This is a genomic window from Streptomyces puniciscabiei, assembly GCF_006715785.1.
GTDB lineage: Bacteria > Actinomycetota > Actinomycetes > Streptomycetales > Streptomycetaceae > Streptomyces > Streptomyces puniciscabiei.
Genome location: NZ_VFNX01000001.1, coordinates 357519 through 377355, shown reverse-complemented (window position 1 = coordinate 377355; position 19837 = coordinate 357519). Strand labels below are relative to the sequence as shown.

The following is a 19837-nucleotide window of genomic DNA, read 5'->3' as shown; positions in this document are numbered from 1 at the left end:
AGGCAGCATGAGCAGCCGTACAGTGATCCGCGGTGGCCTGGTCATCACCGCCTCGGACGAGATCCACGCCGACGTCCTCGTCGAGGACGGCCGCGTCGCCGCCCTCGCGGCGTCCGGCACCCCCGCCGCCGAGACCTTCACCGCCGACCGGGTCATCGACGCGACCGGCAAGTACGTCATCCCGGGCGGAGTCGACGCGCACACCCACATGGAGCTGCCGTTCGGCGGCACCTTCGCCTCCGACACCTTCGAGACCGGCACCCGGGCCGCCGCCTGGGGCGGTACGACGACGATCGTCGACTTCGCGGTACAGAGCGTCGGCCACACCCTGCGCGAGGGCCTGGACACCTGGCACGCCAAGGCCGAGGGCAACTGCGCGATCGACTACGCCTTCCACATGATCGTCTCCGATGTGAACCAGGAGACGCTCAAGGAGATGGACCTGCTGATCGAGCAAGGCGTCACCTCCTTCAAGCAGTTCATGGCCTACCCCGGTGTCTTCTACAGCGACGACGGGCAGATCCTGCGCGCCATGCAGCGCTCCGCCGAGAACGGCGGGCTGATCATGATGCACGCCGAGAACGGCATCGCCATCGACGTCCTGGTCGAGCAGGCCCTCGCCCGGGGCGAGACCGACCCGCGCTACCACGGAGAGGTCCGCAAGGCCCTGCTGGAGGCCGAGGCCACCCACCGCGCCATCCGGCTCGCCCAGGTCGCGGGCGCCCCGCTGTACGTCGTCCACGTCTCGGCCATGGAGGCGGTCGCCGAGCTGGCACGGGCCCGGGACGAGGGCCTGAACGTGTTCGGCGAGACCTGCCCGCAGTACCTGTTCCTGTCCACCGACAACCTCGCGGAGCCGGACTTCGAGGGCGCGAAGTACGTGTGCAGCACCCCGCTGAGGCCGAAGGAGCACCAGGCGGCGCTCTGGAGGGGACTGCGCACCAACGACCTCCAGGTCGTCTCCACCGACCACTGCCCGTTCTGCTTCACCGGCCAGAAGGAGCTGGGCCGCGGCGACTTCTCCAAGATCCCCAACGGCCTGCCGGGCGTGGAGAACCGCATGGACCTGCTCCACCAGGCGGTCGTCGACGGGCACATCTCCCGCCGCCGCTGGATCGAGATCGCCTGCGCCACCCCGGCCCGCATGTTCGGCCTGTACCCGAAGAAGGGCACCATCGCCCCGGGCTCGGACGCCGACATCGTGATCTACGACCCGCACGCCGAGCAGGTCATGTCCGCCGAGACCCACCACATGAACGTCGACTACTCGGCCTACGAGGGCAGGCGCACCACCGGCCGGGTCGAGACCGTGCTCTCCCGCGGCGAAGTCGTCATCAGCGAGCGGGAGTACACCGGGCACGCCGGGCACGGCGCCTTCACCCCGCGCTCCACCTGTCAGTACCTCAACTAGGAGCAGCGCCCATGGACTTCGGACTCGTCCTGCAGACCGACCCGCCGGCCTCCCGTGTCATCAGCCTGATGAAACGGGCCGAGCGCAACGGGTTCACGTACGGCTGGACCTTCGACTCCGCCGTGCTCTGGCAGGAGCCGTTCGTGATCTACAGCCAGATCCTGGCCAACACCACGAAGCTGAAGGTCGGCCCGATGGTCACCAACCCGGGCACCCGCACCTGGGAGGTCACCGCCTCCACCTTCGCCACCCTCAACGACATGTTCGGCAACCGCACCGTCTGCGGCATCGGCCGCGGCGACTCCGCGATGCGGGTCGCGGGCCGCAAGCCCAACACCCTGGCCCGCATCAGCGAGGCGATGAAGGTCATCCGGGCGCTGGGCAGCGGCGAGGAGGCCGACCTCGGCGGCACGAAGATCCGCTTCCCGTGGATCAAGGAAGGCGCGCGGCTCCCCGTGTGGATGGCCGCGTACGGCCCGAAGGCGCTGAGGATGACCGGGGAGGAGGCCGACGGGTTCATCCTCCAGCTGTCCGACCTGTATCTGGCCGAGTACATGGTGAAGGCCGTGAAGGACGCGGCGGCGGCCGCCGGACGGGACCCCTCCGAGGTCACCATCTGCGTGGCGGCCCCCGCCTACGTCACCGCCGACGACTCGCCCGAGGCCCTCGCGCACGCCCGTGAGCAGTGCCGCTGGTTCGGCGGCATGGTCGGCAACCACGTCGCCGACCTGGTCGCCAAGTACGGCGCGCACTCCGCGCAGGTCCCCGAGGAACTCACCGACTACATCAAGGCCCGCGAAGGGTACGACTACTCCCACCACGGACGTGCCGACAATCCCGACACGGCGTTCGTGCCCGACGAGATCGTGGACCGGTTCTGTGTGATCGGCCCCGCGGAGAAGCACGTCGAGAAGCTGACCGCGCTCCGCGCCCTGGGCGTCGACCAGTTCGCGGTGTACGACATGCACGACGCGCAGGAGGCCACCATCGACGCCTACGGCACGCAGGTGATCCCGGCCGTCAACGCCTGAACCTCCCCTTCGAGTTCACCCCCCACGCCCCTCTTGGTCTCCCCTCCCCGCCTCCCCGGGGAGGGGGCTGGTGCCCGCACGGCCTCTCCCGACCCACCTCACCCCGATTGGCCAGCCCATGACCGACACCGCTCCCACGGCCATACCCCTGTCCGGCCAAGTCACCCTCCCCGACGGGCGCGTGGAACTCGCTCCCGGCACCCCGCCGCCCAGCGGTCCGTACGCCAACGAGGACCTGCTCCCGGTCCCGGCGGCGAGGCGCACCTGGACCACGTACAACTTCTCCGCGCTGTGGGTCGGCATGGCCCACAACACGGCCTCCTGGACGCTGGCCTCCGGTCTGATCGCCGTCGGCATGGACTGGAAGCAGGCGGTGTTCACCATCGCCCTCGCCAACCTGATCGTGCTGGTGCCGATGCTGCTGACCGGGCACGCGGGGCCCAAGTACGGCATTCCCTTCCCGGTCTTCGCCCGCGCCTCCTTCGGGGTGCGCGGCGCCAATCTGCCCGCCGTCGTACGGGCGTTGGTGGCGTGCGGCTGGTTCGGCATCCAGACCTGGATCGGCGGCGAGGCGATCTACTTCCTCGCCGGGAAGCTGATCGGCGACAGCTGGTCGAACGCGGCCCACATCGGCGGATACGCCTGGACCATGTGGCTGTCCTTCGCGATCTTCTGGGTGATCCAGGTAGCGATCATCTACCGGGGCATGGACACCATCCGCCGCTTCGAGAACTGGGCCGCGCCCTTCGTGCTCGTCGGGGCGTTCGTGATGCTGTGGTGGATGAGCAGCAAGGCCGGCGGCGTCGGCCCGCTGTTCGACCAGCCCTCCACGCTCGGCTGGGGCGGGAGCTTCTGGAAGATCTTCTGGCCTTCGCTGATGGGCATGATCGGCTTCTGGTCCACGCTGTCCCTGAACATCCCGGACTTCACCCGCTACGGCAGGAGCCAGAAGGCCCAGACCTGGGGCCAGGCCCTCGGCCTGCCGACGACGATGACGCTCTTCGCGTTCCTGTCCGTCCTGGTCACCTCCGGCTCCCAGGCGGTGTACGGCAAGCCGGTCTGGGACCCGGTCCAGCTGGCGGCGAGGACGGACAACGTGGTCGGCCTGCTCTACGCGCTCGTGACGGTCCTGGTGGCCACCCTCTCCGTGAACATCGCGGCCAACCTGGTCTCCCCGGCGTTCGACTTCTCCAACGTGGCGCCGCGGAAGGTGAGTTTCCGCACCGGGGCCCTGATCACCTCGGTCCTCGCCGTCCTGATCTTCCCCTGGAAGCTGTACTCCGACCCGCAGGGCTACATCTTCACCTGGCTCGGGCTGGTCGGCGGTCTGCTCGGCACCGTCGCGGGCATCCTCGTCGCCGACTACTGGCTGCTGCGCCGCACCCGCCTGCACCTCGCCGACCTGTACCGCACCGGTGGCCGCTACTGGTACGCGGGCGGCTGGAACTGGCGGGCCGTCGTCGCGTTCCTCGCGGGCGGTGTCCTGGCGATCGGCGGCGCCAGCTTCAAGCCCCTGATCGACGGACGACCCGTCCCCGCCCTGTCCTCCCTCGCCGACTACGGCTGGGCGGTGGGCCTGGGCACGTCCCTGGTGCTCTACCTGGCCCTCACCCTGCTCACCGGCCGCAGGGAGCCGAGGGTGTGAGGGCGTCCGGGGCGGTCAGCCGGAGTTCGACCCCGACTGCCCGCCCCCGAGCGCGCCCACCGCGGCCCGCGCCGCCTGGATGGCACCCTTGTTGATCTCGTCCGTGCCGGGCGCCTTCTTCGTGTCGAAGTTGCTGCCGTTGTAGGTGACGATCACCAGGGCGTTGGACACCCGGACCATCACCACGCCCTCGCGGGTCTGCTGCTTGTCCTCCGTGGTGAGGTTGACGACCGAGTAGGCGCTGTTCCCGAGCCCCGGCACGGCTCCGCCGCCGCTCTTCTCCTTCACCCGCTGCTGGTACTCCTGCGTCGCCTCCTGGTCCGACCCGCTGATCTCGAAGGACACGTCGAGCCAGCGGTAGTCGTAGCCCTGCAGGGCGTTCCAGGAGCAGGTGCGGCGCAGCTTGGCGTCGGTCGAGGGGATCTCCTTGCCGCTCGTCTTCGCTCCCGGCACCAGGGACTTGACGGTCGCGGCGGGCACGCTGGTGCAGGGGGAGGGCGCGGCGCTGTACGCCTTCGCCGCCGCGGTGGACGACGGGTCGGAGGACGACGACGCCGACGACTGGGTGGACGTCTGCTGGGCGGTCTGGTGCCCGGCGGCCGCCTGCGGCGCGGCGGGGCCGGACGTCAGCGCCCAGCCGGCACAGGCGAGGACCGCGACCGGCGAGATCCGCGCGGTGAGGGCGAGCGGCAGAGGAAGAGAACGCACGGCGCACTTCTCATGTGGGGGAGGAGGCAGGGAAGGGATCCGCAGGGGTGGACGTGGGACGCCAGTGTCACACGACTCCCTGTGGGGCGGAAGCGGAAACTCGCAGCGTGCGCGGGCGGTTACGGCAGAGCCTTCACGACGTACGCATCTGCCCGTTTTGCACCTCCAGCCCTCGGCGGGGTGCGCGTGGACGGTGAGCCGGGCGACCAGCCGGCTGATCGCGTGGGGCGGCGGGCGTCGGTGTGACTGGGGTGGTGATCAGGACGGGGTCGCGGTTGAGCGGGGCAGCCGGTGGGGTGTGCCGTTCTGGTGCCAGGTTCTGCTGGGCTTCGGCGGGAGGGGATTCCGGCCGGGGGAGGGCCGATGTCATGGTCCGGCGGGGTGCTCCTGCATCCAGCGGCGGGCGCCGACCTCGCTGGGGTACTCGCGGACGGTGAGCATGGCGAGGGTCCAGCCGACGACCCAGGCGGCCAGCGCGGGCATGACGGGCGCCGCGACCAGCCAGAGGACACGACCGGCGACCACCAGACCGGGGGTACGGCGGCCCTGGTCCCGCTTGGCGGCGCGGAACGCGTCGGGCGCGGGCGGGTCGAGGAGCTTCCTGTGATGGTCCCGGCGCTGTACGCGCCATCCCCAGACCAGTGCCACAAGGGATGCCACGGCCTGCGCCCCGTCCCACACCACACCGACGGGCGACGGCAGTTCGGCGAGGAAGCTTCCGTAGAGAACCAGGGCGATGTAACAGCAGAAGGCCAGCACCGCGAGCCACAGCAGGGCGGTCACGGTCCGGCGCAGCCAGTAGCGCGAGCCGCGCTCGTACCACGTGGTGCCCAGCCCCTGCACAGCGGGAATCCGGACGGGGGCCGCGGAAGCCGCACCCTCAGAAGATGCTCTTGATGCCATGCCACACATCGTCTTTCAGTCGCACGAAGTCGTCCCCGGTCTCGGAGAGGACGTGACCCGAGCCATGGAGTATGCCGCCGACCACTCCGTGGTCGTGGATGTCCTCGCTCCAGTGCTCGTGGAAGGAGTGGTCGATGATGCCGGTCGCGCCGATCACGATGCCGCCGCCGACCCCGGCCACCACGGCCACGGGCACATCGACGGGAGCGAGCGCGACGAGACCCGCCGTGATGGCGGTGCCGGCCGCCAGGCCCGCGATGTTCGCCCCGCCGTCGACCGCGATCGAGTGCTGCCAGGACCAGCCCTTGTCATGGTCGTCGGACGCCTCCAGCAGCCCGCACGCACCCGCAGCGGCCACATCCAGGACCGGTATCTCCTTGAGGAAGTCCGGGACCTTCTCCAGGCCCTCGCCCACGCGCAACGCCTCGGCCGCATCGGCCAGTTTCACGTTGAGCGCACGGTCGTACGGCAGCGCGGTGCTGCCGTGGTCCGCACGCGCGAGGTCCTGCTCCAGCGCGTCGACCTTGGTGACCGCGTCACGGTAGGCGCTCTTGGCGGGGAGGTCCTTCGGCAGCGCCTTGCCCGCCTTCTGGAACGCCTTGCGCTCCGCCCGGAGTTCCTTCTTGGCGGCCTGCGCCTCGCTCTTGGCCGCATCGATGTGCTTGCGGGCCTCGATACCCCCCGCTCGGGCGTCCTCGGCGTCGTACGCGTACAGGCCGCGGAGGTAGTCGGCGATGGTGACCTTGTCCCCGGTGGAGGTCGCACCGTCCTTCGACGTCACCTGGTCGTACAGGCCCTGCAGCTGCTGCGCCGCGGTCAGCCGCGCGTGCTGGGCCGTGTGCAGGATCTCGTCGCGCACCTTGGCGTACTCGTTCATCGCGGAGATCGTCTTCTGGTCCTGCGCGCTCGGCGGGTCCGCCGTCATGATCGGCTGCGGGGCGCCCTTGGCGTCCGTCACCACGCCCTTGCCGGCGGCGATGTGCTGCGCGTTCTGCAGGGACGTCTCACAGGTCGACAGCGCGTCGGCGAGTGTGCCCAGGATGGTGCCCGCCTGGTGCACCAGCTCGGCGAAACCGCCGGCCGTGATCTCGTCCTCGCTCCACTTGCCGCGGAAGGTCTCGGCCGCGTCGCCCTTCCAGCTCGCGTCACCCGCCAGCTTCTCGACGGCATTGCTGAGCGGCTTCACCACGCCGTCGAGTTTGTCCTTGGCGTTCTTGTACGTGTCGGCCATCGTGTGAAGGCCGCCGATGTCGCCCCCGACCCAGCTGTCGCCCATCAGTGCCAGTCCTCCGGGGTGAGGTCCTCGAAGACACCGTGGACGTCCACGTCGTGCCGGTGGAAGGAGTCACGCGCGTACGCGGCCTTGTCCCCGTGCTCGTCCAGCCGGTCCGCGAGAAGGATGTGCAGGCTCTGGATGAGGTCGGCGACCTCCTTGATCGCGCTGTCCAGCCCCGGGTCGCCGCCGCTGACCACGGGGGGTGTCACGTCCGGTTTCAGCTTCCGGTAGTCGCCGGCCTGGTCGTGAAAGGTCTTCGCCAGTGTGGCGAGGTCGTCGTAGATGACCTTGAAGTCGGCCGTCACCGGCGCACCTCCCGTGCGTAGGCGGCCAGGTCCTCCGGCCGCCAGTTGGCTTCTCCCGGCGCGACCCGCGGATCGAGCAGCACGGTGACGCCCTGCTCGTCCATCGCCTCGGCCAGCGGTCCGATCGACGCGGCGACCCACGGCTGTGCCTCGCCGAGGGCCTCCACGAGTTTGTCCAGAGCGGTGAAGGCGAAGGCCACGGTGCCGTGCGCGGGGTGGGCGAACAGCTCGCAGACGATGAACGGCACCCGTGCCGGGCGCCCGCTGCTGCCCGTCGCCGCGACCGACCTGGGATGGGCCGGCACGAACACAGGCGTGCCGTAGGCAGGCACTCCCGGTTTGGGGCGGGGCCGGTCGTCCGTGGCCGGGTTCGGGGGAGGTGCCGCCTCGACGAGGTCCATCAGATGGGAACGAGGCGTGTCCGGTTCCCGCTCCGGGTGAGTCCCTCCCGGCGGATCCGGCTCCAGGAATTCGAGCAGGCGTGAACGTATCGGCGCCCCCATCGCCGTCACCTCTTCCCCGTGCGTGCGTGGCCGATCGGGCCCCACCACGGTAGCCAGCGGGCAAGAGGGCAAGTCCTGCCATGTCGGGACCTGGTGCCGGCCGTACACGGAACCCATACGCCCGCTTGGCCGACGCCAGGTCAGCGCTTGACCCATTGCTGAACCGGGGCTTCCGGCCGGGCCGGAAGCGCCGGGCCGTACCGCGCGCGGAACGACTCGGTTCATCCATCGGCGTCACGATGCCAAATCAAGTTGTTGCAAGGAATATGCGACAGGTGCTGCCATGGAACCCCGCGGCTCGGGGTGGCCGCTTGTCCGATACCGCGTGTGCCCACATCGGCGCCGTCTGACCCAGCCGGAGGCCGTCCCTGCCGTCCTCCCGCACCAGATCAACGGTGCGGGTCCGCGACCGTGTTCCCGGGACGGTGATCACGCTCGTACGATCACCCGGACGAGGTACCCGAGCCGAGGAGACGTCTGTCGTGTTCACCACCCGGCCCACCCTGCAGGGCACCTTCGGCATGGTGTCCTCCACGCACTGGCTGGCCTCCCAGTCGGCGATGGCGGTTCTGGAGGACGGCGGCAACGCGTTCGACGCCGCCGTGGCCGGCGCGTTCGTGCTGCACGTGGTGGAACCGCACCTCAACGGGCCGGCCGGCGAGGTACCGATCCTGCTCGCGCCGGCCGGCGGCGAGGTGCGCGTGCTGTGCGGGCAGGGTGTGGCCCCGGCCGGCGCCACCGTCGCCCACTACCGGGAGCTCGGGCTGGACCTCGTACCCGGCACCGGACCGCTCGCGGCCGCCGTGCCCGGCGCCTTCGACGCCTGGCTGCTGCTCCTGCGCGACCACGGCACCAAGTCCCTGGAGGAGGTGCTGAAGTACGCCGTCGGATACGCCGAACACGGGCACGCGCCCGTGGAGAAGCTCGGCGCGACCGTGGAGACGGTACGGGAGCTGTTCGAGACCGAGTGGACCTCGTCGGCCGAGGTGTACCTGCCCGGCGGGCGGGCGCCCCGCCCCGGTGAGCTCTTCCGGAACGCCGCCCTCGCCGCGACCTGGAAGCGGCTGCTGGCAGAGACCGCGGGCAGCGGCGACCGGGAGGCCCGGATCGACGCCGCCCGCGAGGTGTGGCGCTCCGGCTTCATCGCCGAGGCCCTGGTACGGCAGTCCGGGCGGCCCACGATGGACACCAGCGGCGCGCGGCACACCGGCACGCTCACCGAGGCCGACCTCGCCGGCTGGTCGGCCACCTACGAGACCCCGGTGACCTACGACTGGAACGGCTGGACCGTGTGCAAGGCCGGCCCCTGGAGCCAGGGACCCGCCCTGCTCCAGCAGCTCGCCCTGCTCCCGCCCGAGCTGCCCGCCCACGGCTCGGCCGAGTACGTCCACCTGCTGGTCGAGGGCTGCAAGCTCGCCATGGCCGACCGCGAGGCCTGGTACGGGGACGCCGCCGAGGTGCCGGTCGCCGAGCTGCTCTCGGACGGCTACAACGCCGGGCGGCGGGCCCTGGTCGGCGCCAAGGCCTGCTGGGAGCCGCGGCCCGGCAGTCCCGGCGGACGTACCCCGCGGCTGCCGGCGCAGGCGTACGCGCGCGTGGAGACCGGCGACCGCGGCTTCGACCCGATGGGCGCCGGTGAGCCGACGGTCGCGGAGCTCCCCGGCGAGCCGCAGGTGGCCGCCGACGGCACGACCCGCGGCGACACCTGCCACCTGGACGTCGTGGACCGCTGGGGCAACATGATCGCGGCCACGCCCAGCGGCGGCTGGCTGCAGTCCAACCCGGTCGTACCCGAGCTCGGCTTCCCGCTCGGCACGCGCCTGCAGATGACCTGGCTGGAGGAGGGCCTGCCGAACTCCCTCACCCCCGGCCGCCGCCCGCGCACCACCCTCACCCCGTCCCTCGCGCTGCGTGACGGCGTGCCGGTCCTGGCGTTCGGCACGCCCGGCGGCGACCAGCAGGACCAGTGGCAGCTGCACTTCTTCCTCGCGGCCACCCTGCGGGCCCCGGTCCGGGGCGGCCTCGACCTCCAGGGTGCGATCGACGCCCCGAACTGGCACAACGACAGCTTCCCCGGCTCCTTCTACCCGCGCGGCCACCGCCCCGGCAGCGTGACCGTGGAGTCCCGCATGGACGCCGAGGTGGTCGAGGAACTGCGGCGACGCGGCCACGACGTCACGATCGGCCCCGCCTGGTCCGAGGGACGCCTGTGCGCGGTGGCCCGGGACCCGGAGACCGGCGTGCTGTCGGCGGCGGCGAACCCGCGCGGGATGCAGGGGTACGCGGTCGGGCGCTGAGTGATCGTCCGGCACCCGTTCTTCATCCCGATTCCACCCGCTGTGCACCGGGCGGGCGGGGATTGTCAGTGGGACGTGGTCTCATGGAGGGCATGATCGAAGCAATGACGGAAACCATCGACGAGTTTCTCGCCCGCTGCTCGGCCGACGTGGAGGAAGCGGTCCGCAAGGCCGCCGCGGCCGAGATCCTGCCCCGCTTCCGCCGTCTCGCCGAGCACGAGGTGGACCAGAAGAGCGGCCCCCACGACCTGGTCACGGACGCCGACCGGCTCGCCGAGCTGCGGCTCACCGCCGACCTCGGCGCCCTGCTGCCCGGCTCGGTCGTGGTCGGCGAGGAGGCGGTGCACGCCGACCCGGCGACCTACGCGGCCCTCCAGGGCGACGCACCGGTCTGGATCGTCGACCCGGTCGACGGCACCCGCCAGTTCGTGCACGGTGACGACGGCTTCTGCACCCTGGTCGCCCTCGCCCACCGGGGCGTCGTCCTGGCCTCCTGGACCTACGCCGCGGCGCGCGACCAGCTCGCCACCGCGGTCCGTGGTCAGGGCGCCTTCCTCGACGGCGAGCGGCTGTTCGCGGGCCCGCCCGCGCCCGGCCGGGACCTCGTCGTCGCCACGTCCCACCCGGACTACACCACGGACGAGCAGAAGCGTGCGCTGCGCGCCCTGTGGACCGACGGCCTCGCCCCGCGCCCCTGCGGTTCGGCGGGCCTGGAGTATCTCGCCGTCGCCCGGGGCGAGTTGGACGCCGTCGCGTTCTCCTGGGAGGCCGCCTGGGACCACGCGGCCGGTCTGCTCCTGGTCGAGGAGGCGGGCGGCACGCACCTCACCCGCGACGGCGAGCCGTTCCGCGTGACCGGCGGCAACGCACTGCCGTTCACCGCGGCCCGCGACACCGCGACCGCCCGCCGGGTGGCGGAGCTGCTGCGCACGACGGCCTGAGGCCCACGGGGGCGTGCCCGGTGCGGCGGAGGCCATGGCGGCTCCGCGGGTGCCGGCGACCTCGCCCCCAGGGCGCGGGGCTGTGTCGACATGCGGTTCCGCCGCGTGGGCGCGACAAGCGACACGGACCGGCACCCGACAACGGTCCCCACCCCAACGGCGCTGCCGCCCGGCACCTGGCCACCCGGCCGCCTGGCCGCCCGGCCACCCGGCCCGAGGGAATGTCAGTCCTCCGGCATATCCTGACCCCGAGTGGCCATCGGCTGACGAAGGGGTCCGAAGGTGCCGTCGATGCTCGATGCGGTCGTGGTGGGTGCGGGACCGAACGGACTGACCGCTGCTGTGGAACTGGCCCGCCGCGGCTTCTCCGTGGCCCTGTTCGAGGCGAAGTCCACCGTGGGCGGCGGCGCCCGCACCGAGGAACTGACCCTGCCCGGCTTCCGGCACGACCCGTGCTCGGCCGCCCACCCCCTCGGTATCAACTCACCGGCGTTCCGCGCCCTGCCCCTCGACCGCTACGGCCTGCAGTGGCTGCACTCCGAGCTGCCGATGGCGCACCCCTTCCTCGACGGCACCGCGGCCGTGCTGTCCCGCTCGGTGGCCGAGACGGCCGCCTCCTTCGGGCCACGGGACGCGGGCGCGTACCGCAGACTGGTCGAGCCGTTCCTGGCCCACTGGGACACCCTCGTGCGGGACTTCATGTCCCTGCCGCTGACCGCCCTCCCGCGCGACCCCGTCACCCTGGCCCGCTTCGGCCTGGCCGGGCTGCCGCCGTCCACATGGCTGCTGCGCCGCTTCAAGGACGAGCGGGCCAAGGCGCTGTTCGCCGGCCTGGTGGCCCATGTGATCGCGCCGCTCGGGGGCCTGGCCACCGGCGCCGTCGGCCTGGTCTTCGCCCTGTCCGCGCACGCCCGCGGCTGGCCAGTGCCCCGCGGCGGTTCCCAGGCCATCTCCGACGCCCTCGCCGGGTATCTGAAAGACCTCGGCGGCGCCGTGCACACCGACTACGAGGTCAAGCGTCTGGACGACCTGCCGCCCGCGCGAGCGTACGTCTTCGACACCTCACCCACCGCTCTGGCCCGCATCGCCGGCTTCGGTGACACCTACGCCCACTACCGCTACGGCCCGAGCGTGTTCAAGATCGACTACGCGCTGGACGGCCCGGTGCCCTGGACCGCGCCCGAGGCCCGCGCCGCCACGACCGTGCAGATCGGCGCGAACAAGGACGAGATCTCCACCGCCCTGCGCGCCGCCTCGCGCGAGGGCCGTGCCCCCGGCCGGCCTTTCCTGATCACCGTGCAGCCCAGCATCGTCGACCCGACCCGGGCGCCCGTGGGCAAGCAGGTCTTCTGGGCGTACGGCCATGTCCCGAACGGCTGGTCCGGTGACCTCACCGACGCCATGGAACGCCAACTGGAGCGGTTCGCCCCCGGTTTCCGCGACCGTGTCCTCGCCCGCGCCGTCGCCGGCCCCGCCGAGCTGGCCGCCCACAACGCCAACTACGTCGGCGGCGACATCGCCTGCGGCGCGGCGTCCGGACTCCAACTGCTGCTGCGCCCCAGACTGTCCCTGTTCCCGTACCGCACCCCCCATCCGGCCGTCTTCATCTGCTCCTCGGCCACCCCGCCGGGGCCCGGCGTGCACGGTATGTCGGGGCACAACGCGGCCAAGGCCGTATGGCGAAGACTGAGGCAGACATGACCCGCATCACCCTCGTCCAGGGAGACATCACCCGGCAGAGCGCCGACGCGATCGTCAACGCGGCGAACTCCTCCCTGCTCGGCGGCGGCGGAGTCGACGGCGCGATCCATCGGCGCGGCGGCCCCGCCATCCTCCAGGAGTGCCGCGCCCTGCGCGCCTCCCGGTACGGCAAGGGCCTGCCCACCGGTCAGGCGGTCGTCACGACGGCGGGTGAACTCGACGCCCGCTGGGTCATCCACACGGTGGGTCCGGTGTACAGCGGCAGCGAGGACCGCTCCGCACTGCTCGCCTCCTGCTACCGCGAGTCCCTGAAGGCCGCCGACGAACTCGGCGCCCGTACGGTCGCGTTCCCGGCCGTCTCCACCGGCGTGTACCGGTGGCCGATGGAGGACGCGGCACGGATCGCCCTGGACACCGTGCGCAACACACCGACCTCCGTGGAAGAGGTGCGCTTCGTCCTCTTCGACGAGCGGGCGTACGACGCGTTCGCGGCGCAGCTTGGCTGATCGAGGCCGTAGGGTACGAGGTCGCCCCGCCGGGCCGTAAGGACTGATCGCGACCCGTACGCCGCGTCCGGGTTCACTGCACCGGGTACGCCGCCACGCTCAGCCGAAGCGTGAAGAGCGGCGCGCTCTGGGGACCCCATGTCACGGTCACCGCCCCGATGCGCGCGGCGCGCACCGTGACCCGCGTGACGCCCTTGCCGTCGGTGGCGGAGGAGGTCACCAGCGCCAGCATCGGGTTGCTGCTGCGCGGCTGTGGCCAGGGGCCGTGGACGCGGGGTTCCAGGACGACCGTCACCGTCGTACCGGAGCGCACGCACAGGTGCTGGGCGGAGGCGTCCCCGGATCCATGGACCACGGTGGCGGAGCCTGCGACGCAGCCCGACGGCGGGGTGGCCGTGGCCGGGGTCGTCGTGGTGTCCCTCGGCGGCGACGGCCGTGATCCCGAAGCCCCGGTGGCCCGAGGCGACGTGAAGCCACCGTGTCCGCAGGCGGTCAGCAGGCAGGCGACCGCGACCAGGGCGGCCCCGAACCACGGCCGCCCGTGCCACGGCCTGCGTCCACGCTGCTCCAACTCCACGGCTGCCTCCTCGCGTCGCCGCACGCCCCTGTGACGTCCTGGCCCGGCGGCCGGTTCCTGTACCAGTATCAGCAGTCTCCACAGCCGCGTCTCCGCCGCGATCACCGTCAAGGGGCGCGGGTCAGGACAGTTCGCGCAGGGTCCTGCCGAGCAGCGCCACGCCCTCGGCGATGACTCCCGGCGCGGTGGCCGCGTAGCCGAGGACCAGGCCAGGCCGGCCGGGCAACTGCCGGTGCCAGGACAGGGGTTGGCACTTCACGCCCCGGGCCAGCGCGGTGGCGGCGAGCTCGGTGTCCGGGACGTCCCCGGTGTACGTGACCGTCAGATGCAGGCCTGCCGCGGCGCCGTGCACGGTGCCGCCGGGCAGGTGCTCGGCGAGTGCGGCGATCATCGCGTCCCGGCGGTCGCGGTGCCGCCGCCGCAACAGCCTCAGCTGCCGCTCCAGCCCACCGGACTCCATCAGCTCGGCGAGCACCAGCTGCGGCAGCACGGCGTTGCCCAGGTCGTTGAACCGCTTGGCGTCGACCAGGTCTCCCCGATAGCGGGGCGGTGCCACCAGCCAGCCGATGCGCAGCGCCGGAGCGAGCAGCTTCGACACGCTGCCCATGTAGCACACCCGGTCGGCCAGCAGCGCCCGCAAGGCGGGGACCGGCGGCCGGTCGTAGCGGTGCTCGGCGTCGTAGTCGTCCTCCAGGATCAGACCGCCGTCCCGGGCCCAGCCCAGCAGCTCACGCCGGCGCTCGCCGCTGGTCACCACGCCGGTCGGGAACTGGTGGGCCGGCGTGAGCAGCACCGCGCGGGCGCCCGTCGCGCGCAACGCGTCCACCCGTACCCCGTCCCCGTCGACCGGCACCGGCGGGGTGGCCAGGCCCCCGTTGTCCAGGTGCTGACGGGCCCCGAGCGAGCCGGGATCCTCCACGGCGACGGCATCGACGCCGTCCGCCCGCAGCACCGGGTGCAGCAGCGTGAGTGCCTGCGCGGTGCCCGCGACGATCAGCACCTCGTCCGGCGCCACCCGCACGCCCCGCATCCGCGCCAGCCACCCGGCGACGGCCCGCCGCAGCACCGGGGCGCCGCGGGGGTCGCCGTATCCGAGGTGCTCGGCGGAGAGGTCCGCGAGCACGGCACGCTCGGCCCGCAGCCAGGCGGCGCGCGGGAAGGTGCTGAGATCCGGGCGCCCGGGAGTGAGGTCGATGGCGGCCGGCGCCTCCCGCAACGCGTCGAAGACGTCGGCACCGGGGGCCGGGAAGAACGGCGTCGCGGGCGCGGTGGGGTGCGTGGGGGCGGCGGCGGGCCGTGGGGGGCGGCGGGACGCGCGAGGGGACGAGGGCGGGCGGTGCGCGTGGGAGGGCGGTGACCCGGGGCCCTGGGACCGGGACGTGCCGGGTGCGGGATGGGGGACGGCCCCGGACGGACTGCACGGCAAGGCGCGGGATGTGCCGGGCGGGCGGGGTGAGTCGGGCGGGCGGGGTGAGTCGGCGGTGGATGTGCCGGACGTTCCGTACGGAGCGGGTGAGTTGACGCCCGATGTGCCGGACGGGCCGGGTGACCTGTCGCTGGATGTGCCGGACGTTCCGTACGAAGCAGGTGAGTTGACGCCCGATGTGCCGGACGAGTCGGGCGACGCCGTGCCCAAAGCTCCGGGCGGGCCGGACGACTCGGTGCCGGACGTGCCCGGCCATGCGGTGCCGGTCACGCCGGTGCCCGGCGTCGCGGACGCGTCGACGGACGGAGTCGCCGGCGTCCTCGGCAGCAGCCTGCCCGGTGCGGCACGCTCAGGGCCCTTCGGCGACGCGCAGGCTCCCGCAGCCTCGCCGCGGACGCCTCGTACCGGAGCGAACGGCGCCGCCACCACCACCGTGCCCCCGCGGCGGCGGCCCTCCAGGTGGCCGTCCTCGGCGAGGCGGCGGTAGGCCTCGGTGATCACCCCGCGGGAGACCCGGAGTTCGCCGGCCAGCACCCGGGTGGGCGGGAGTCTGCTGCCCACCGCCAGACGGCCGTCCGCTATCGCCTGCCGCAGCCGCCCGGCCAGCCACTCGGCCTTCCTGCCGGAGGGCACATCACCGGCCGCCAGCTGCAGGAAGTCCGAGCCGGGGCCGGGGAGTTCGCCCGCACCGGTCCTCGCCTGTCGCTCCTCGTCCACCCTGGTCATGCTGTCATGCGCCGGTTTCAGCCGTCGAAGACGAAGTCCGGCGCGGCCCGGGTGAGCACGGCGCTCTCCGTGGCGGCGCCCCAGTGCGCCGCCACCTCCTCCTCGAGCGTCTTCACAAGCTCGGGCACGCTTTCCGCGCCGCCGTCGTGCATGGCCTCCGCGACCACCAGCACCCGGCGGGTGTGCTCGCCGACCGCCGAGTGGCCGCTCTGCCGGTGGCTCCAGCGCCGGGCGTGCGCGCGACCCGCGGAGTCGGCGAAGGTCACCTCACCGGGCGCGGGATGCTCGACGCCACCGCCGAACGCGGTGTACGTCTCGTCGCCGAGGGCCGGCCGCACCTCCAGCAGCGGCCAGGTGATCCGGTCCACGTCGAGGACCGCCACCGGGACCGCGTACGCCACCGACAGCGCGTTGCACAGGTCGACCAGCGGGTGGATGCGCGGCAGCGTCCCCTCCTTCCGCAGCCGCCGCAGCAGCGACTCGGAGGCGCACCGGTACTGTGTCGGCTTCACCCCCGTCCGGCTGAACGTCCGCCGCCAGGCCAGCACCTCGGGGAACTCACCCTCGGTGGCGCCGGCCAGCCGGTCCAGGGCGCGGGCGGTGTACCCGGCGGCGCGCGGCGCGGTGTCCGCACCGGCGCCGACGCCGTCGGCGTACAGCGCGCCGGAGGCCAGTTCGGGAAACGTGGCCCAGATGGTGTCCGCGTGCCGGAATCGCATGGTCAGGGACCTCCTCGGGTTCGGGAACACCACCATGCCGGTGCGGTGGTCCGGTCACCAGGGCCAAAGCCGGTGCGTATGACCGGTCCATAACCCGCTGGCCGCCGCGGCTCGTCAGCTCGTCGCCGGGGGCCGTGGCGCGCCGGGCCCGCAGGGTCGGGAAGCGTTCCGCGTGGTGCTCCTCGTGCAGGTCGATGCGGCGGGCGGTCAGCAGATGGCGCAGGCTGATGATGCCCCCGACGCGGGGGCGGGGCTCCCGGGTGACCACCAGCAGTCGCGTGACCTGGTGCTGGGCCATGCGGTTGGCGAGCGCCCGCAGGGTCTCGTCGGGGTGCGCGGTGACCGCCGGCCGGGCCGGCTCCCCGAGCGGGATGGCGTCGGCGGGATCGGCGTGGACCGGCATGCCGCAGGTGACGACACCGGTCAGCTCGCCGTCCGCGTCCAGCACCGGGTACAGCCGCTGGGCGAGCAGTCCCTCGGGATCGCCCGCCTCGTGCGCGGCGCGCAGCAGGGCGGTGACCTCCCCGGCGCCGCGGTCGGCGGCGAAGGTGACCCCGGCGGGCGTCTCCGACTGCCGTACGAGATGCACCTCGAGCGGGTCGGCGGAGGCATCCGGCACCTACGGCGCACCCGACCCGGCCGCCCCGGCCGAGGCCCCGCCGCCTGCGCGTGACATCATCGGCCGGGGCCCCGACGCCGCCGTACCAGGAGAAACCAGGAGCACGATGAACCCCGCTCTCACCGTCACCCCGGCGGTCGGTGCCGCGCTGCTGGATGACTTCTCGCTGGAGATGACCGGCAAGGACGTGCCCCGGCTGGAGGAGGCACAGGACAGCATCCCGCAGGGCACCCGGATCAACATCACCTTCCTCGCCGGGGAGGACCTCGGCATGCGGCTGGCGGCCGCCCGCGCGGTCAAACGGCTCGGTTTCGTCCCCGTGCCCCACATCTCGGCCCGCCGCCTGCCCTCCCGGGCCGCTCTCGAGGAGTTCCTGTCCGGGCTGGCCGAGGACGGCACCGCCGAGAACGTCCTCGTCGTCGGCGGCGACCCCGCCCGCCCCGAGGGCCCCTACGCGGACGCCCTCGCCGTCCTGCGCACCGGCCTGCTCCAGCGCCACGGCGTCCGGCACGTCGGCATCTGCGGCTACCCGGAGGGCCACCCCGCGATAGCCGACGGCACCCTGTGGACCGCGCTCACCGACAAGACCGCGGCCCTCGGCGCGCACCGGTTCGCCGGCGATGTCATCACCCAGTTCGGCTTCGACGTCGACCCCGTCCTCACCTGGCTGGAGGCCGCCCGCGCCCGGGGCGTGCACCTGCCCGTGCGCATCGGCGTGCCCGGCCCGGCGGGCGTACGCCGGCTGCTCGGCCACGCCACCCGGTTCGGGGTCGCCACCAGCGCCTCCGTCGCCCGCAAGTACGGCTTCTCGCTGACCAACCTCATGGGTACGACCGGCCCGGACCGCTTCCTGCACGCGCTCGCCCACCGCTACGACCCGGAGCGGCACGGCGTGGTGAAGGTGCACTTCTACACGTTCGGCGGGCTGCGCCGCACCGCCGAGTGGATCGCGGGGTTCCGGCAGGCCGTACCCCAAGTCCCGTAGAAGCAGGCAGGCCGACGCTGGTGTCGGATTTCCGCCAGCGATGCAGGCCGCGGGTGGCCGATGCTGGACGCATGCAGACAGCAGCCCACCTCGAACGGGAGCACTGCGTACGCGCCGTGCAGTCCAAGGACGCGCGGTTCGACGGGTGGTTCTTCACGGCCGTTCTGACCACCCGGATCTACTGCCGGCCCAGCTGTCCCGTCGTCCCGCCCAAGCCGGAGAACATGACCTTCTACCCGAGCGCGGCCGCCTGCCAGCAGGCCGGGTTCCGGGCCTGCAAGCGCTGCCGCCCGGACACCAGCCCCGGCTCCCCGGAGTGGAACCAGCGCGCCGACCTGGTGGCCCGCGCCATGCGGCTCATCGCCGACGGTGTCGTGGACCGCGAGGGCGTGCCCGGACTCGCCGGCCGGCTCGGCTACAGCACCCGTCAGGTGGAGCGGCAGCTGCTCGCCGAACTCGGGGCGGGCCCGCTGGCGCTCGCCCGCGCCCAGCGCGCCCAGACCGCGCGGCTGCTCATCGAGACCACCGCGCTGCCCATGGCGGAGGTCGCCTTCGCGGCCGGCTTCTCCTCCATCCGCGCCTTCAACGACACCGTCCGCGAGGTCTTCGCCCTGACTCCGAGCGAGCTGCGCGCCCGCGCGCCGAGGTCCGGGGCCGGTACGCCGGGCGTGCTGAGCCTGCGGCTGCCGTTCCGTGCCCCGCTGAACCCCTCCAACCTCTTCGGCCACCTCGCCGCCACCGCCGTACCCGGCGTCGAGGAATGGCGCGACAGCGCGTACCGGCGCACGCTGCGCCTGCCCTACGGTCACGGGATCGTGTCCCTCACGCCCCGCCCCGATCACATCGCCTGCCGCCTCACCCTCAGCGATCTGCGCGACCTGCCCGTGGCGATCAGCCGCTGCCGCCGCATGCTCGACCTGGACGCCGACCCCGTCGCCGTCGACGACCGGCTGCGCACGGATCCGCTGCTCGCGCCGCTGGTCGACAAGGCCCCCGGCCGCCGGGTGCCGCGCACGGTCGACGAGGCCGAGTTCGCCGTCCGCGCCGTCCTCGGACAGCAGGTCTCCACGGCCGCCGCCCGGACCCACGCGGCCCGCCTGGTCACCGCGCACGGCAAGCCCCTCGACGACCCCGAGGGCGGCCTCACGCACCTCTTCCCTTCCCCCGAAGCCCTCGCGGCCGTGGACCCCGAGACCCTGGCGATGCCGCGCACCCGGCGCACCACCTTCACCACCCTGGTCCGCGAACTCGCCGAGGGCACACTCCACTTGGGAGTCGAGTCCGACTGGGCGGAAGCCCGCGCCCGTCTGCTCTCCCTGCCCGGCTTCGGACCGTGGACGGTCGACGTCATCGCCATGCGCGCCCTCGGCGACCCCGACGCCTTCCTCCCCACCGACCTCGGCATCCGGCGCGCGGCACAGGAGCTGGGCCTTCCCTCCACCCCGGCCGCGCTCACCGCCCGCGCCGAGGCATGGCGGCCCTGGCGGGCGTACGCCGTGCAGTACCTGTGGGCGACCGACGGCCACCCGATCAACTTCCTGCCCGTGTAAGAAGGTTC

18 protein-coding genes are annotated in these 19837 nt (G+C 72.8%); 9 read left to right on the top strand and 9 right to left on the bottom strand.

Annotated elements, in window-relative coordinates:
• The first annotated feature begins 7 nt into the window (after positions 1-7).
• From hydA to FB563_RS01625, 3 genes are all read left to right on the top strand, one after another.
• Positions 8-1411 (top strand): dihydropyrimidinase, encoded by a 1404-nt coding sequence (gene hydA, locus FB563_RS01635; protein ID WP_055710500.1) that lies wholly within the window; start codon positions 8-10, stop codon positions 1409-1411.
• An 11-nt stretch (positions 1412-1422) separates the two neighbouring features.
• Positions 1423-2442 carry a TIGR03842 family LLM class F420-dependent oxidoreductase gene (locus tag FB563_RS01630; RefSeq protein WP_142218422.1) on the top strand — a complete coding sequence of 340 codons (1020 nt, stop codon included), beginning with the start codon at positions 1423-1425 and terminating at the stop codon, positions 2440-2442.
• Between the two features lie 118 nt (positions 2443-2560).
• On the top strand, positions 2561-4087 hold the full coding sequence (locus tag FB563_RS01625; RefSeq protein WP_142218421.1) for an NCS1 family nucleobase:cation symporter-1: 1527 nt from the start codon (positions 2561-2563) through the stop codon (positions 4085-4087).
• A gap of 15 nt (positions 4088-4102) precedes the next feature.
• Here FB563_RS01625 and FB563_RS01620 read toward each other — a convergent pair whose 3' ends face one another.
• From FB563_RS01620 to FB563_RS43760, 5 genes are all read right to left on the bottom strand, one after another.
• Complete coding sequence (locus tag FB563_RS01620) at positions 4103-4795, bottom strand: hypothetical protein (protein ID WP_142218420.1); 693 nt, start codon at positions 4793-4795, stop codon at positions 4103-4105.
• 366 nt (positions 4796-5161) lie between these two features.
• Positions 5162-5638, bottom strand: a complete 477-nt coding sequence (locus FB563_RS01615) for a hypothetical protein (protein WP_244328991.1) — start codon at positions 5636-5638, stop codon at positions 5162-5164.
• Between the two features lie 37 nt (positions 5639-5675).
• The gene (locus FB563_RS01610; RefSeq protein WP_142218419.1) at positions 5676-6974 is read right to left on the bottom strand and encodes a WXG100 family type VII secretion target; all 1299 of its coding nucleotides are present in this window, start codon (positions 6972-6974) and stop codon (positions 5676-5678) included.
• Positions 6974-7279 carry a DUF6317 family protein gene (locus tag FB563_RS01605; protein WP_142218418.1) on the bottom strand — a complete coding sequence of 102 codons (306 nt, stop codon included), beginning with the start codon at positions 7277-7279 and terminating at the stop codon, positions 6974-6976. Before FB563_RS01605 ends, FB563_RS01610 begins: the two co-directional genes overlap by 1 nt.
• On the bottom strand, positions 7276-7782 hold the full coding sequence (locus tag FB563_RS43760; protein ID WP_244328990.1) for an SAV_915 family protein: 507 nt from the start codon (positions 7780-7782) through the stop codon (positions 7276-7278). The genes FB563_RS01605 and FB563_RS43760 overlap by 4 nt, the downstream gene beginning before the upstream one ends.
• 482 nt (positions 7783-8264) lie before the next feature.
• On the opposite strand from FB563_RS43760, the gene FB563_RS01595 reads away from it, so the two are divergent.
• The 4 genes from FB563_RS01595 to FB563_RS01580 all read left to right on the top strand — a co-directional run bounded on the left by FB563_RS01595 (position 8265) and on the right by FB563_RS01580 (position 13227).
• Entirely contained in the window at positions 8265-10079 is a 1815-nt protein-coding gene (locus tag FB563_RS01595) for a gamma-glutamyltransferase family protein (RefSeq protein ID WP_142218417.1), read from the top strand.
• A gap of 92 nt (positions 10080-10171) precedes the next feature.
• On the top strand, positions 10172-11020 hold the full coding sequence (locus tag FB563_RS01590; protein ID WP_142218416.1) for an inositol monophosphatase family protein: 849 nt from the start codon (positions 10172-10174) through the stop codon (positions 11018-11020).
• A gap of 282 nt (positions 11021-11302) precedes the next feature.
• On the top strand, positions 11303-12721 hold the full coding sequence (locus FB563_RS01585; RefSeq protein ID WP_199832878.1) for a phytoene desaturase family protein: 1419 nt from the start codon (positions 11303-11305) through the stop codon (positions 12719-12721).
• Positions 12718-13227 (top strand): O-acetyl-ADP-ribose deacetylase, encoded by a 510-nt coding sequence (locus FB563_RS01580; protein WP_055707376.1) that lies wholly within the window; start codon positions 12718-12720, stop codon positions 13225-13227. Before FB563_RS01585 ends, FB563_RS01580 begins: the two co-directional genes overlap by 4 nt.
• A gap of 73 nt (positions 13228-13300) precedes the next feature.
• On the opposite strand, the gene FB563_RS01575 is transcribed toward FB563_RS01580, so the two are convergent.
• The 4 genes from FB563_RS01575 to FB563_RS43755 form a co-directional block, all read right to left on the bottom strand.
• Positions 13301-13804, bottom strand: coding sequence for a hypothetical protein (locus FB563_RS01575; RefSeq protein ID WP_055707377.1), 504 nt, complete (start codon positions 13802-13804; stop codon positions 13301-13303).
• A 121-nt stretch (positions 13805-13925) separates the two neighbouring features.
• Positions 13926-15956 carry an aminotransferase class I/II-fold pyridoxal phosphate-dependent enzyme gene (locus FB563_RS01570; RefSeq protein ID WP_244328989.1) on the bottom strand — a complete coding sequence of 677 codons (2031 nt, stop codon included), beginning with the start codon at positions 15954-15956 and terminating at the stop codon, positions 13926-13928.
• 17 nt (positions 15957-15973) lie between these two features.
• Positions 15974-16615 (bottom strand): B3/B4 domain-containing protein, encoded by a 642-nt coding sequence (locus FB563_RS01560; RefSeq protein WP_244329040.1) that lies wholly within the window; start codon positions 16613-16615, stop codon positions 15974-15976.
• On the bottom strand, positions 16515-16973 hold the full coding sequence (locus FB563_RS43755) for a hypothetical protein (protein ID WP_244329039.1): 459 nt from the start codon (positions 16971-16973) through the stop codon (positions 16515-16517). The genes FB563_RS01560 and FB563_RS43755 overlap by 101 nt, the downstream gene beginning before the upstream one ends.
• A gap of 427 nt (positions 16974-17400) precedes the next feature.
• On the opposite strand from FB563_RS43755, the gene FB563_RS01550 reads away from it, so the two are divergent.
• Together FB563_RS01550 and FB563_RS01545 are read left to right on the top strand one after the other, a co-directional pair.
• On the top strand, positions 17401-18279 hold the full coding sequence (locus FB563_RS01550) for a methylenetetrahydrofolate reductase (protein ID WP_142218414.1): 879 nt from the start codon (positions 17401-17403) through the stop codon (positions 18277-18279).
• A gap of 71 nt (positions 18280-18350) precedes the next feature.
• A complete protein-coding gene (locus tag FB563_RS01545; RefSeq protein ID WP_142218413.1) occupies positions 18351-19829 on the top strand; it encodes an AlkA N-terminal domain-containing protein in 1479 nt (492 codons plus the stop codon).
• Positions 19830-19837 lie beyond the last annotated feature (8 nt).

What these genes read in the sequence shown, in the direction of transcription:
- hydA (WP_055710500.1), top strand. Translation starts at nt 8, where the DNA reads ATGAGCAGCCGTACAGTGATCCGCGGTGGCCTGGTCATCACCGCCTCG.
- FB563_RS01630 (WP_142218422.1), top strand. Translation starts at nt 1,423, where the DNA reads ATGGACTTCGGACTCGTCCTGCAGACCGACCCGCCGGCCTCCCGTGTC.
- FB563_RS01625 (WP_142218421.1), top strand. Translation starts at nt 2,561, where the DNA reads ATGACCGACACCGCTCCCACGGCCATACCCCTGTCCGGCCAAGTCACC.
- FB563_RS01610 (WP_142218419.1), bottom strand. Translation starts at nt 6,974, where the DNA reads ATGGGCGACAGCTGGGTCGGGGGCGACATCGGCGGCCTTCACACGATG.
- FB563_RS43760 (WP_244328990.1), bottom strand. Translation starts at nt 7,782, where the DNA reads ATGGGGGCGCCGATACGTTCACGCCTGCTCGAATTCCTGGAGCCGGAT.
- FB563_RS01590 (WP_142218416.1), top strand. Translation starts at nt 10,172, where the DNA reads ATGATCGAAGCAATGACGGAAACCATCGACGAGTTTCTCGCCCGCTGC.
- FB563_RS01580 (WP_055707376.1), top strand. Translation starts at nt 12,718, where the DNA reads ATGACCCGCATCACCCTCGTCCAGGGAGACATCACCCGGCAGAGCGCC.
- FB563_RS01570 (WP_244328989.1), bottom strand. Translation starts at nt 15,956, where the DNA reads ATGACCAGGGTGGACGAGGAGCGACAGGCGAGGACCGGTGCGGGCGAA.
- FB563_RS43755 (WP_244329039.1), bottom strand. Translation starts at nt 16,973, where the DNA reads ATGGCCCAGCACCAGGTCACGCGACTGCTGGTGGTCACCCGGGAGCCC.
- FB563_RS01550 (WP_142218414.1), top strand. Translation starts at nt 17,401, where the DNA reads ATGAACCCCGCTCTCACCGTCACCCCGGCGGTCGGTGCCGCGCTGCTG.
- FB563_RS01545 (WP_142218413.1), top strand. Translation starts at nt 18,351, where the DNA reads ATGCAGACAGCAGCCCACCTCGAACGGGAGCACTGCGTACGCGCCGTG.